This window comes from Pseudomonas sp. (assembly GCF_030698175.1).
Taxonomy (GTDB): domain Bacteria; phylum Pseudomonadota; class Gammaproteobacteria; order Pseudomonadales; family Pseudomonadaceae; genus Aquipseudomonas.
The window spans coordinates 33,951-46,904 of sequence record NZ_JAUYNT010000010.1; the positions used below are offsets into that span (position 1 = coordinate 33,951).

The 12,954-nt window shown below is 61.0% G+C and carries 7 protein-coding genes; 3 read left to right on the forward strand and 4 right to left on the reverse strand.

The features are described 5' to 3' along the window. The 3 genes from waaF to glnE form a co-directional block, all read right to left on the reverse strand. Window positions 1-1,035 carry a lipopolysaccharide heptosyltransferase II gene (gene waaF / locus Q8R10_RS04605; protein WP_305651448.1) on the reverse strand — a complete coding sequence of 345 codons (1,035 nt, stop codon included), beginning with the start codon at window positions 1,033-1,035 and terminating at the stop codon, window positions 1-3. 119 nt (window positions 1,036-1,154) lie between these two features. Beyond that, on the reverse strand, window positions 1,155-2,078 hold the full coding sequence (locus Q8R10_RS04610) for a branched-chain amino acid transaminase (protein WP_305651450.1): 924 nt from the start codon (window positions 2,076-2,078) through the stop codon (window positions 1,155-1,157). Window positions 2,079-2,158: 80 nt separating this feature from the next. Next, window positions 2,159-5,104 carry a bifunctional [glutamate--ammonia ligase]-adenylyl-L-tyrosine phosphorylase/[glutamate--ammonia-ligase] adenylyltransferase gene (gene glnE, locus Q8R10_RS04615; protein WP_305651452.1) on the reverse strand — a complete coding sequence of 982 codons (2,946 nt, stop codon included), beginning with the start codon at window positions 5,102-5,104 and terminating at the stop codon, window positions 2,159-2,161. A 391-nt stretch (window positions 5,105-5,495) separates the two neighbouring features. On the opposite strand from glnE, the gene aceE reads away from it, so the two are divergent. Both aceE and aceF read left to right on the forward strand, forming a co-directional pair. Next, complete coding sequence (aceE, locus tag Q8R10_RS04620; protein ID WP_305651454.1) at window positions 5,496-8,141, forward strand: pyruvate dehydrogenase (acetyl-transferring), homodimeric type; 2,646 nt, start codon at window positions 5,496-5,498, stop codon at window positions 8,139-8,141. A gap of 11 nt (window positions 8,142-8,152) precedes the next feature. Continuing rightward, a complete protein-coding gene (aceF, locus tag Q8R10_RS04625) occupies window positions 8,153-9,823 on the forward strand; it encodes a dihydrolipoyllysine-residue acetyltransferase (protein WP_305651455.1) in 1,671 nt (556 codons plus the stop codon). 359 nt (window positions 9,824-10,182) lie between these two features. Here the strand turns inward: aceF and Q8R10_RS04630 are convergent, their stop codons facing one another. After that, window positions 10,183-10,713 carry a hypothetical protein gene (locus Q8R10_RS04630; protein WP_305651457.1) on the reverse strand — a complete coding sequence of 177 codons (531 nt, stop codon included), beginning with the start codon at window positions 10,711-10,713 and terminating at the stop codon, window positions 10,183-10,185. A gap of 77 nt (window positions 10,714-10,790) precedes the next feature. On the opposite strand from Q8R10_RS04630, the gene Q8R10_RS04635 reads away from it, so the two are divergent. Beyond that, window positions 10,791-12,920 carry a bifunctional diguanylate cyclase/phosphodiesterase gene (locus tag Q8R10_RS04635; RefSeq protein WP_305651458.1) on the forward strand — a complete coding sequence of 710 codons (2,130 nt, stop codon included), beginning with the start codon at window positions 10,791-10,793 and terminating at the stop codon, window positions 12,918-12,920. The last annotated feature ends 34 nt before the right edge of the window (window positions 12,921-12,954 follow it).

Here is a 12,954-nt window from a genome sequence, read left to right on the forward strand (position 1 = left end):
CTACTGCACCTCAACCGGATCGCTGACCAGGCGGTCCAGCGCTTCCATTACCGGGCGCGGCTTCAGTTCGCGCAGGCAGTTGTAGTGCCCGAAGCGGCAGGTGCGATCAAAACAGGGGCTGCATTCGATGCCGAGGCGGACGATTTCCACCTGATCGGCCAGGGGCGGGGTGAACTGCGGCGAAGTCGAGCCATACACCGCCACCAGCGGCCGGTTCAAGGCGGCGGCCACGTGCATCAGGCCGGAATCGTTGGCGACCACCGCCGTGGCGCAGGACATCAGGTCGATGGCCTCGGCCAGCGAAGTAGCGCCAGACAGATTTACGCACTCCTCGCGCAGGCCCGGAATCAGCCGCATGCGGATGTCTTCACCGCCGGGATGATCGTTCTGCGAGCCAAACAACCAGACCTGCCAGCCGGCGCGAATCTTCAGCTCGGCGACCTTGGCATAATGCTCGGCCGGCCAGCGCTTGGCCTCGCCAAACTCGGCGCCCGGGCACAGGGCTAACACCGGCCGATCCAGACCCAGCTCAAATTTGGCCAGGGCCGCGTCACGACTCAGCGGATCGATGCTCAGGGCGGGGCGGGGATAGGGTTTGGGCAGCTCGGCGCCCGGTTCGAAGGCCAGCGCCATAAAGCGCTCGATCATCAGCGGGTAACGCTCTTTGTCCAGGCTGCGCAGGTCATTAAGCAGGCCGTAGCGCATCTCCCCCTTCCAGCCGGTGCGTTTGGCGATGCCGGCGAACCAGGGCAGCAAGGCGGATTTCAGCGAGTTGGGCAGTAAAATCGCCTGATCATACTGACCGGCCAGACCTTTGCCGATGCGCCGGCGGCTGGCGATATCGAGCACGCCATGGCCGAGCGGAAAGCTCAGGGTCTGGCGCACTTCGGGCATCCGCTCGAGAATCGGCCGACTCCATTCAGGCGCCAGCACATCGATCTCGCAACCGGGATGGCGCTGTTGCAGGCACTGAAACAGTGTCTGCGCCATCACCATGTCACCGACCCAGCTTGGGCCTACGATCAGAATGTTCATGTCGAATCCGTAGGGTGGGCAACCGCGAAGCGTTGCCCACCGCAGATATTCAGGCCAATGGGGATTCCGGCCAATCGGTGGACAAGCTGCGCGTTGTCCACCCTACGCCAGCGGAGAATTTATTTAACCAGGGTGCGCCATTCAGAGTGGGCGCTGGTCTGGCCGGTGACCAGATCGAAGTAAGCCTTCTGCAGCTTCTCGGTCACCGGGCCACGGCTGCCGCTGCCGATCTGCCGGCCATCGACTTCGCGAATCGGCGTGACTTCGGCGGCGGTGCCGGTGAAGAAGGCCTCGTCGGCGATATACACCTCGTCGCGGGTAATGCGCTTCTCGATCACCTGAATGCCCAGCTCGGCGGCCAACGTCAAAATGGTGTTACGGGTGATGCCGTTCAGGCAGGAGGTCACTTCCGGGGTGTAAACCACGCCATTGCGCACCAGGAAAATGTTCTCGCCCGAACCCTCGGCCACATAGCCTTCGGTATCCAGCAGCATGGCCTCATCGGCGCCGCCGGAGATGGCTTCTTGCAGCGCCAACATCGAGTTGATGTAGTTGCCGTTGGCCTTGGCGCGGGTCATGGAAATATTCACATGATGGCGGGTAAAGGAGCTGGTGCGCACTTTAATCCCGGTTTTCAGCGCCTCTTCACCCATGTAGGCGCCCCAATGCCAGGCCGCGACTATCACGCGGACTTTCAGGCCGGTGGCGCGCAGGCCCATGGCTTCCGATCCGTAGAACACCATCGGGCGGATATAGGCGCTTTCCAGGTTGTTCTCACGCACGGCGGCGCGGGTGGCTTCGTTGAGCTCTTCCTTGGTGAAAGGAATCTTCATGTTCATGATGTGCGCCGAGTCGAACAACCGATCAGTGTGCGCTTCGAGGCGGAAAATAGCCGTGCCTTCTGGGGTGTTGTAGGCGCGCACGCCTTCAAACACGCCCATGCCGTAATGCAGGGTATGGGTTAAGACGTGGGTGGTGGCATCGCGCCACGGCACCAGTTCACCGTCATACCAGATAACGCCATCACGATCGGCCATCGACATAGTTGCCTGCTCCTCAAGTATTCAATTGGTTGATCAAACGTAGGGTGTACACGCCGCATCGCGGCAGCCCGCCGAATCAATCAGTTCAAGCCCAACTCGTGCCAGATACGCATTACCGCGCGGCGCTCTGGTTGAAACTGTTCGGCGCTCACCAGCCCCGGCTGTTTTTGCAACGCTTGCCGATGGGCCGCCGCGCGATAGGCTTTATAAGCCTCTTGCAGCAGCGCTACATCCGCCGCGGGGAGCAAACCAACCAGCTGTAAACCATCCAGAATGCGCATGTTATCGGTATAACGCAGCAGTTCTGGGTGCTCGCACGACCAGGCCAGGGCCGCGTATTGCACCATAAATTCGATATCAACGATACCGCCGGCGTCCTGCTTGAGATCGAAGGTTGCCGTGGCTTCGAAGGCATTGGCAGCGGTGCCGGCGGCGGTTGACTGGCTGCCGAGGGCGGCGCGCATCTTGGCGCGCATCTCGCTGACCTCCAGGCGCAGCTGATCGAGGTCGCGCTTACGGCCCAACACCTGGGCGCGAATCGCCTCAAAACCGGCACCGACCCGTGGACAACCGACCAATACCCGCGCCCGCACCAAAGCCTGATGCTCCCAGGTCCAGGCCTCGCCCTCCTGATAGCGGGCAAAGGCGCCCAGCGAGCTGACCAGCAAGCCCGCTGCGCCGGACGGGCGCAGGCGCATATCCACTTCATAGAGCTGCCCGGAGTTGGTCTGCGCAGTCAGCAGGTGAATGATGCGCTGGCCCAGGCGAGTGAAAAACTGCGCGCCGTCGATGGATTTGGCGCCATCGGTCTCGGCCTGCGGGTCGCCGTCGTGGATAAACACCAGATCCAGGTCCGAGCCATGGCCCAGCTCGATGCCGCCGACCTTGCCGTAGCCGACGATGATGAAATCCGGATCGCACTGACTGCCATCGATACGCTTGGGCGCACCGTACTTGCTCACCGTCTGGCGCCAAGACAGGGCCAGCACCTGTTCGAGAATGGCTTCGGCCAGCCAGGTCAGGTAGTCGCTGACCTTCATCAGCGGCAGCGTGCCGGCAATTTCCGAGGCAGCCACGCGCAAGCGGTGGGCCAGCTTGAAATTGCGCAGCGCCTCCATCTGCTGCTCCAGATCCTCCTCGGGGATGCGCATCAGCCGCTCGCGCAATTCGGCGGCCAACTCGGGCGCCAAGGGCGGCTTGAACAAGCGGCCCTCGTTAAGCAGCTCATCGAGCAATAAAGGAAAGCGGGTGATCTGCTCGGCAATCCACGGGCTGGCCGCACAGAGGCGCAATAAGCGTTGCAGGGCGGTGGGGTTTTCCGTCAGCAACAATAAATACGCCGAACGGCGCACCACCGCCTCGACCAAGGGCAGCACCCGCTCGAGCACCAGATCCGGCTGATCGTGCTCCACCGCCTGCGCTAGCAGCCGTGGAATAAAAGCGTCCAAGCGTTCGCGGCCGAGGCGCTGCATGGCCCGCACATGGCCGCCATTGCGCAACCCCACCAGCCGCTGCAAGGTGCTCTGCGGATCAATAAAGCCGGCCTCACTGAGCTGATGGCAAGCTGCCTCGTCATCCAGCGAGCTTTCCCACAGCGGCAACCATTCGGCGCCGACGCAGACCACCGCCTCCTCCCCCTCGACTTCATCGGGGTCGGCAATCACCTGGCGAAAGTGCCAATCGACCCGGCCACGCCAGTACAGCAACTGCTGATGGAAACTCGGCCAGTCGGCAAAGCCCATGATAAAGGCCACCCGCTCGCGCTCAGCCGTGCCATCCGGCAGCATCTGGGTCTGGCGGTCGGCCAGCGCCTGCAGGGCGTGCTCGGTGTAGCGCAAAAACTCGTAACCTTCGCGCAACTCGCCGACCACCGCCGGCGGCAAGTAGCCCTGACCTTCCAGCACGCTCAAGACCTTGAGCAGCGGCCGATGCTGCAAGCTGAGGTCGCGACCGCCGTGGATCAGCTGGAACGCCTGGGCGATAAATTCCACTTCGCGAATGCCGCCGGAACCCAGCTTGATATTGTCGGCCATGCCTTTGCGCCGCACTTCCTGCTGAATCAGCTGCTTCATCGCCCGCAGCGCTTCGATCGCGGAGAAGTCCAGATAACGCCGGTAGACAAAGGGCATTAGCATCTCCAGCAACAGCTTGCCGGCCTGCTGGTCGCCGGCCACCACCCGCGCCTTGATCATCGCGTAGCGTTCCCAGTCACGACCCTGATCCTGGTAGTACTGCTCCAGCGCGTTAAAGCTCAGCACCAGCGCGCCGCCGGTGCCGTATGGGCGCAGGCGCATATCGACGCGGAACACAAAACCATCGACGGTAATCGCATCCAGGGCCTTGATCAGCCGCTGACCGAGGCGAATGAAAAACTCCTGGTTATCCAGCGGGCGCTTGATCCCCTGGGTTTCGCCGCCTTCGGGGTAGGCAAAAATCAGGTCGATGTCGGAAGACAGGTTCAACTCATGGGCGCCGAGCTTGCCCATGCCCAGCACCACCATCTGCTGCGGCGTACCGCTACGGGCACCGATGGGTGTGCCGAACTGCTGGCAATGGCGGGGGTACAGCCAGGCGTAGGCCAGATCGATGCAGGCCTCGGCCAGCACCGACAGATCGCCACAGGTCTCGCGTAAATCCGCCAGGCGATTGACTTCACGCCAGATAATCCGCAGCTGCTGACGATTGCGCAGGCGACGCAAACAGCGGCCCAGCGCCTCCTCATCGGCGCATTCGGCCAGCGCTGCCTGCAACTGCTCGCGCAATTCGTTCGGCGCCAAGCTGCACTCCAACTCGCCAGAGTCGGCCAGGGCCAGCAGCATCAGCGGGTCACGACTGGCCTGCTCGCTGACAAATTCACTGACCGCCAAGGCCCGGGTAAACGCCGCCTGACGCGCGGCCGGCCACGCCTGCCAGCGCGCCAGCGCATCAGCCTCCAGCGCCGACACCGCCGCCAGCCAAGTGGTCTCGGCCAGGGCCAGACTGGCGTGCAAAGTGGCAGGCAGGTGGATCAGCGGCGGCAAACTCATGGTCTATCCTTCTGGCTAGTGTGCCCAAGGTTAGCGAACCGGCGTCGCAGCAACCACAGCAAGGCACAATCATTTTGTAGTTTTACTACTAAAGATGTAGCAAAAAAGCTGATTCGAACGTCAATATGTAGTAAAACTACAGAAAGCCGATACTGTCAGGCAGGGTGAAACGTAGCGAGCGAAGGTTAGGCAAGGCAAAACAGGCGAGGACGCGGAGTTTACGAGCTGTAAATGAGCAGTCCGAGCCTGTTTTTAACGCCGCATAACCGAGCGCAGTAGTTTTCACACGGACTGAAACCCGGTAACCCCAAGAATTCACGCAGCCCGCTCACAAGGCCGGCCGCGAACCCAGGCTACCGATTCTGGAAGCCTTTAAGCCCTGGAGCAAGCCATGCAAGACCTCGATCCCGTCGAAACCCAGGAATGGCTGGACGCCCTCGAATCGGTCCTCGACAAAGAGGGCGATGATCGCGCCCATTACCTGCTGACCCGCATGGGCGAGCTGGCCACCCGTAGCGGTGCGCAGCTGCCCTATGCGATCACCACGCCATATCGCAACACCATCCCCGTGACCCACGAAGCGCGGATGCCCGGCGACCTGTTTATGGAGCGCCGAATTCGCTCGCTGGTGCGCTGGAACGCCATGGCCATGGTGATGCGCACCAACCTGCAGGACCCGGATCTGGGCGGCCACATATCCAGCTTTGCCTCCAGCGCGACGCTGTATGACATTGGCTTCAACTACTTCTTCCAGGCGCCAACCGACGAGCATGGCGGCGACCTGCTGTATATCCAGGGCCACGTCTCGCCCGGCATCTACGCCCGGGCCTTTATGGAAGGCCGGATCAGCGAAGAGCAGCTCAATAACTTCCGCCAGGAAGTCGATGGCGGCGGCCTGTCGTCCTACCCGCACCCCTGGTTGATGCCGGACTTCTGGCAGTTCCCGACCGTCTCCATGGGCCTTGGCCCGATCCAGGCGATCTACCAGGCGCGCTTTATGAAGTACCTGGAAGACCGCGGTTATATCCCGGCCGGCAAGCAGAAGGTCTGGTGCTTCCTCGGCGACGGCGAATGCGACGAGCCGGAGTCGCTGGGCGCGATTTCCCTGGCTGGCCGCGAGAAACTCGACAACCTGATCTTCGTGATCAACTGCAACCTGCAGCGCCTGGACGGCCCGGTGCGCGGCAATGGCAAAATCATCCAAGAGTTGGAAGGCGTATTCCGCGGCGCCAACTGGAACGTCAATAAGGTGGTCTGGGGCCGTTTCTGGGACCCGCTGCTGGCCAAAGACACCGACGGCATTCTGCAACGGCGAATGGACGAAGTGATCGACGGCGAGTACCAGAACTACAAAGCCAAAGACGGCGCCTTCGTCCGTGCACACTTCTTCAATACGCCGCAGCTCAAGGCGATGGTTGAAGACCTGTCCGACGATGAGATCTGGAAACTCAACCGTGGCGGCCACGACCCGTACAAAATGTACGCGGCCTATCACCAGGCGGTTAACCATAAAGGGCAGCCGACCGTGGTGCTGGCCAAGACCATCAAGGGTTATGGCACCGGCGCCGGTGAAGCGAAGAACACCGCGCACAACACCAAGAAAGTCGACGTCGACAGCCTGAAGAAATTCCGCGACCGCTTCGACATCCCGGTGAAAGACGACCAGCTGGAAAACCTGCCGTTCTTCAAACCCGAGGAAGGCAGCGCCGAATACAAATACCTGCACGAACGCCGCGCCGCCCTCGGCGGTTATCTGCCGCAGCGCCGCGCGAAGAGCTTCAGCATCCCGACGCCACCCCTGGAGTCGCTCAAGGCGATTCTCGACGGCAGCGGCGAGCGTGAAATCTCCACCACCATGGCCTTCGTGCGGATTCTCTCGCAGCTGGTCAAGGACAAAGAAATCGGCCCGCGCATCGTGCCGATCATCCCCGACGAAGCACGCACCTTCGGCATGGAAGGCATGTTCCGCCAGCTCGGCATCTACTCCTCGGTCGGCCAGCTCTATGAGCCAGTGGATAAAGACCAGGTGATGTTCTACCGCGAGGACAAGAAGGGACAGATCCTCGAAGAGGGCATCAACGAAGCCGGCGCCATGTCGTCGTTTATCGCTGCGGGCACCTCCTACTCCAGCCACAACCAGCCGATGCTGCCGTTCTACATCTTCTATTCGATGTTCGGCTTCCAGCGCATCGGCGACCTGGCCTGGGCCGCCGGCGACAGCCGCACCCGTGGTTTCTTGATTGGCGGCACCGCCGGACGCACCACGCTGAACGGCGAAGGCCTGCAACACGAAGATGGTCATAGCCACTTGCTGGCCTCGACCATCCCCAACTGCCGCACATTCGACCCGACCTATGGCTATGAACTGGCGGTGATCATCCGCGAGGGCATGCGCCAGATGACCGAGCTGCAACAGGACGTGTTCTATTACATCACCGTGATGAACGAGTCCTACATGCAGCCGGCCATGCCGGAGGGTGTCGAAAACGGCATCATCCAGGGCATGTACCTGCTCGAAGAAGACAAGAAAGACGCCGCCTACCACGTGCAACTGCTCGGCTCCGGCACCATCCTGCGCGAGGTGCGCGAAGCGGCAAAGATTTTGCGCGACGAGTTCAACGTCGGCGCCGATGTGTGGAGCGTCACCAGCTTCAACGAACTGCGCCGCGAAGGCCTGGCCGTAGAACGCAACAACCGCCTGCACCCACAGCAGAAGCCGCAACAAAGCTATATCGAGCAGTGCCTGAGCGGTCGCAAAGGGCCGGTCATCGCCTCCACTGACTATATGAAGCTGTTTGCCGACCAGATTCGCCAATGGGTACCGAGCAAAGAATACAAAGTGCTCGGCACCGATGGTTTCGGGCGCAGCGACAGTCGCAAAAAACTCCGGCACTTCTTTGAGGTTGACCGTTATTTCGTTGTGCTGGCCGCCCTTGAGGCACTGGCCGACCGCGGCGATATCGAACCGAAAGTGGTGGCCGAAGCCATCGCCAAGTTCGGCATCGACCCAGAAAAACGCAACCCACTGGACTGCTAAGGAGCTGCGATATGAGTGAACTAATTCGCGTACCCGATATCGGCAACGGTGAGGGTGAAGTGATCGAACTGATGGTTAAAGTGGGCGATCGGATTGAAGCCGAGCAAAGCCTGCTGACCCTGGAGTCGGACAAAGCCAGCATGGAAATCCCGGCGCCCAAGGCCGGGGTGATTAAAAGCCTGAAGGTCAAACTCGGTGATCGCCTGAAAGAAGGCGACGAGCTGCTGGAGCTGGAAGTCGAAGGCGACGCGGCGGCTCCTGCTGCCGCCGAACCTGCGCCACAAGCGGCAGTGGCTGCGCCTGCAACACCGGCCAAAGCCGCCGAACCGGCAGCTGCACCCGCAGCAGCAACCGAGTCGGCGCAGGACATTCATGTGCCGGATATCGGCTCGTCCGGCAAAGCCAAGATCATCGAACTGCTGATCAAGGTCGGCGACACCGTCGAAGTCGATCAGTCGCTGTTGGTTCTGGAATCCGACAAAGCCAGTATGGAAATCCCCTCGCCGGCTGCCGGTGTGGTGACCAGCCTGAGCGTCAAATTGGACGACGAAGTCGGCACCGGCGACCTGATTTTGCAACTCAAAGTGCTTGGCGCCGCCCCTGCGGCGGCGCCGGCTGTGGCACCAACTGCCGCTCCGGCCACCGCGACCGAAGTGCATAAGGTCCCGGCCGGGGCCGACCCGGCCATCGCCGCCGAAGTCAGCGCCATCGCCTCGCTGTCGGCTGCCGCCGCCAAGGCTGCCGCGGCACCAGCGGTAGCCAGCGGTAGCCGCGTGCATGCCGGCCCGGCTGTGCGGCAACTGGCCCGTGAGTTTGGGGTTGAGCTGAACGCCGTCAGTGCCAGCGGCCCACACGGCCGGATTCTCAAGGAAGACGTACAGCTGTTCGTCAAACAGCAGCTGCTGAAGGTCAAGGAAGCGCCGGCCGCTGGCGTCACCGGCGGTTCGGGCATTCCGCCGATCCCGGTGATCGATTTCAGCAAGTTCGGTGAAATCGAAGAAGTGCCGATGACCCGCCTGATGCAAGTCGGCGCCAACAACTTGCACCGCAGCTGGCTGAATGTGCCGCACGTGACCCAGTTCGACGCGGCCGACATCACCGAGCTGGAAGCCTTCCGCATCGCCCAGAAAGCCGTGGCCGAAAAAGCCGGGGTCAAACTGACGGTGTTGCCACTGCTCCTGAAAGCCTGCGCCCACCTGCTCAAAGAGCTGCCGGACTTCAACAGCTCGCTGGCACCGTCGGGCAAAGCCATCATCCGCAAGAAGTACGTCAACATCGGCTTTGCCGTCGACACCCCAGACGGTTTGCTGGTGCCGGTGATCAAAGACGTCGACCAGAAAAGCCTGCTGCAACTGGCAGCTGAAGCAGCGGCGCTGGCGGAAAGAGCCCGCACTAAAAAGCTCTCGGCCGATGACATGCAGGGCGCCTGCTTCACCATCTCCAGTCTTGGCCACATCGGCGGCAGCGGCTTCACGCCGATCGTCAATGCGCCGGAAGTGGCGATTCTTGGTGTCAGCAAGGCGACTATGCAGCCGGTCTGGGATGGTGCGGCATTCCAACCACGACTGATGCTGCCGCTGTCGCTGTCCTACGATCACCGGGTGATCAACGGCGCCGCCGCGGCTCGCTTCACCAAGCGTCTCGGTGACGTGCTGGGCGATATCCGCACTTTGCTGCTGTAGGTTTTAAATGCTCTAACGCAAACCCACAAACCCCGCCGCGTGCGGGGTTTGTTTTGGGCGCCTTACTCGTTAGGTGTTGCAGGCGGTTTTTCGTAGGGTGGGTTAGCGGCGCCACGCTGGCTTAAGACTTCAACTCGCAGTCAGTGCGCCGCGTAACCCACCGAGCGGCTTCAGACTCTTTGCAAAATTAACGAGACATCGGCCCCTATGTTGGGTTACGCGGCGTCTTAAACCGTTGCACGGCTTAGCTCACGCCACCCGCCGCTAACCCAACCTACGAATGCCCGACCTCAGGCAGTTACCAATGTTGCGAGGGGGCAACACATAACTGGGACAGAACCTTTGTTTTGGGAGTGCCCTCAGCCCTTCTGCAAATTGCGAATCAAAAAGCTCAAGGCCTTGGCCAGTTCGGCGGCGCCGTTTTGGTCGCGCAACACGCTGAGCAGCGGGCTGCCGTCGGCGGGATTTTGCAGCACGCAACGGATGCCATTCAGCGGGCAGTCGTAACGAATAAAAGGGTCGACGCCAAACACCGACAGCTGCTGATTACGCACCGCCACTGCCAAGCCTTGCGGGGCGCGCGACTCTTCGCGCAACAACAACTCGCCCGGCGCGCTGATGCTCAGCTGATAGAGCAAATCCCGCGGGTCGGCCTGGCCGAGCTGATAACCGGCGCGTAACGCGTAGGTTTTCAGCAGCTGATTACACTGCGCCAGCAACGCCTGGCGCTCACTGACATTGGGGTGGGCGCGCTGGATGGCGGCCAGATAGCTGACCTGCTCCGGACTGCTTAATCCGCTGTCGATTTCGGCGGCAGAAACACTGCTCAGTAGGCCGGTAAAAAATAGCAAACTCAGCGGCCGTATCAGTCTTGTCAGTTTTGCCAGCATGATGCACCCTTGGGCTGCGCTAAAGAGAGGTGGGCCGAGCCCCCAGTTCGGTCAGCATACTTCAAGCGAGTCATTTGATGAAAAGCCATCCCCATGCCGTCAGTCGTTCGGCGGCCGAGGTTGTGACACAGTTGCCAGTGTCGGCAGGCCTTGGCCTGTTGCGCTTTGAACGACTGCACCAAGACGATTGGACACTGCTGTATTTGGACCCAGCCTGCGAACAGCAACTGGGCCAATCGGCCGTCGAACTCTGCGCCTTTCTCGACGGCCCCTACGCACAGCTGATCTGCGAATGCCGCCAACAACTGCACGCCAGCATTAGCCAACAGCTGAGTCGCGGCAATCATTACCAAGTCCGTTACAGCCTGCAAACACCGTTAGGCCCACGCTACTTACTGGAGTCGGGCGAGGCCTTCGAGCAGCATTCAATGGCCATGCTGCACGGTTACCTGCTGGTCGACGAGCACCCCCAGGAACGCCTGGCGGCCGTCCCGCGCAGCGAGCCAAAACCGTCGTTGGCGTTGTTTCAGCGCGCCATCGAGCAAAGCGCCAGTGCCTTTTTACTGCTTGATCGCGATGGCCTGGTCGAATACATCAACCCCAGCTTCACCGCCATCAGCCTCTACGGCATCGATGAAGTACGTGGGCGCAGCATCTTTGAGCTGCCGGCGCTGGCCAATCTCAATGAGCAATTATTTGCCCCGCACTCGACGCTGAACCACAGCAACCACTGGCAGGGCGAATTTAAGACCCGGCGCAAAAACCTCGACCCTTATTGGGCACAGCTGAGCATCTCCAAGGTCTACGACGAGCACGCCGAACTCAGTCACTACCTGGGCATTTACACCGACATCACCGAGCACAAACGCGCCGAACAGCACCTTGAGCGCCTGGCCTATCACGACAACCTGACCGGGCTGGGCACCCGTCTGACCTTTATCCGCAATCTCGAGCAACGTTTTGCCGCCGATAGCCAAGCGCCCACCTGCCTGCTGCTGGTCGACATCGACAACTTCAAGCGGATCAACGACAGCCTCGGCCACACCACCGGCGACAAATTGCTGGTCAGCCTGGCACTGCGTTTGCGCAACACCCTGAGCCCGCTGGGCAGCCTAGCGCGACTGGCCAGCAATGAATTCGCCGTGCAACTCGACGGCATTGACCTCGCCGAAGGCCAGCTGCTAGCCGAGCAGGTGCTGCAAACCCTGAACAAGCCATTGTTCGTCGACAACCAGCTGATTAGCGTCAGCGGCTCGATCGGCCTGGCCTGCGCGCCGCTGCACGGCAGCGACCCGCAAACCCTGCTGAAACACGCGGGACTGGCGCTGCACAAGGCCAAAGCCAATGGCAAACAGCAACTACAGGTATTTAACCAGGTGTTGAATGCCCAGGCCGACCAGCAACTTTTCATTGAAAACAACCTGCGCCGCGCCTTGCAACAAAACGAGTTGGAGGTGTTTTACCAGCCCAAACTGAACCTCAAAACCGGCCAACTGCAAGGCGTCGAGGCGTTGCTACGATGGAATCATCCCGACAAAGGCATGATTAATCCGGAGCAGTTTATTAGCGTCGCCGAGGAAACCGGGCTGATTATTCCGATTGGCAAATGGGTCGCCAACCAAGCCTGCGGCCTGAGTAAACAGCTGCTGGCGCTGGGTTTGGGCGAGTGTCAGGTGGCGATTAATCTGTCCCCCAAACAGTTTTCCGACCCCGACCTGGTCGGTTCCATTACCGCCATCCTGCAAGAACATCAACTGCCAGCGCACCTGCTCGAACTCGAGCTGACCGAGAGCCTGCTGCTGGAGGCCAGCGACACCACCCGCGAGCAACTGCTGAGCCTCAAGGCACTGGGGCTGACCCTGGCGATGGATGATTTCGGCACCGGCTACTCATCGCTCAGCTACCTGAAAAAATTCCCGATCGACGTGATCAAGATTGACCGCAGCTTTATCCGCGATATTCCCAACGACCAGGACGACATGGAAATCACCGCAGCGGTGATCGCCATGGCCCACAAACTCAAGCTCAAGGTGGTCGCCGAGGGCGTCGAAACCGCCGACCAGCTGGCCTTCCTGCGTCGTCAGCACTGCGACATTGGCCAGGGCTATCTGTTTGATCGCCCGCTGCCGGTGGCCCAACTGATCCAGCGTTTGCAGCGCTATCCGGGGCGTAATAACGCCGCCATTTCAAGGGTAGCAAGCGAATAATCCGCAGCACCAGTTGTCCATTGCGCAGGGAGGG

Excerpts from the sequence above, each read along its gene's own strand:
- glnE (WP_305651452.1), bottom strand. The coding sequence starts at position 5,104 with ATGAGTTTGCCGCCGCTGATCCACCTGCCTGCCACTTTGCACGCCAGT.
- aceF (WP_305651455.1), top strand. The coding sequence starts at position 8,153 with ATGAGTGAACTAATTCGCGTACCCGATATCGGCAACGGTGAGGGTGAA.
- Q8R10_RS04630 (WP_305651457.1), bottom strand. The coding sequence starts at position 10,713 with ATGCTGGCAAAACTGACAAGACTGATACGGCCGCTGAGTTTGCTATTT.
- waaF (WP_305651448.1), bottom strand. The coding sequence starts at position 1,035 with ATGAACATTCTGATCGTAGGCCCAAGCTGGGTCGGTGACATGGTGATG.
- Q8R10_RS04610 (WP_305651450.1), bottom strand. The coding sequence starts at position 2,078 with ATGTCGATGGCCGATCGTGATGGCGTTATCTGGTATGACGGTGAACTG.
- aceE (WP_305651454.1), top strand. The coding sequence starts at position 5,496 with ATGCAAGACCTCGATCCCGTCGAAACCCAGGAATGGCTGGACGCCCTC.
- Q8R10_RS04635 (WP_305651458.1), top strand. The coding sequence starts at position 10,791 with ATGAAAAGCCATCCCCATGCCGTCAGTCGTTCGGCGGCCGAGGTTGTG.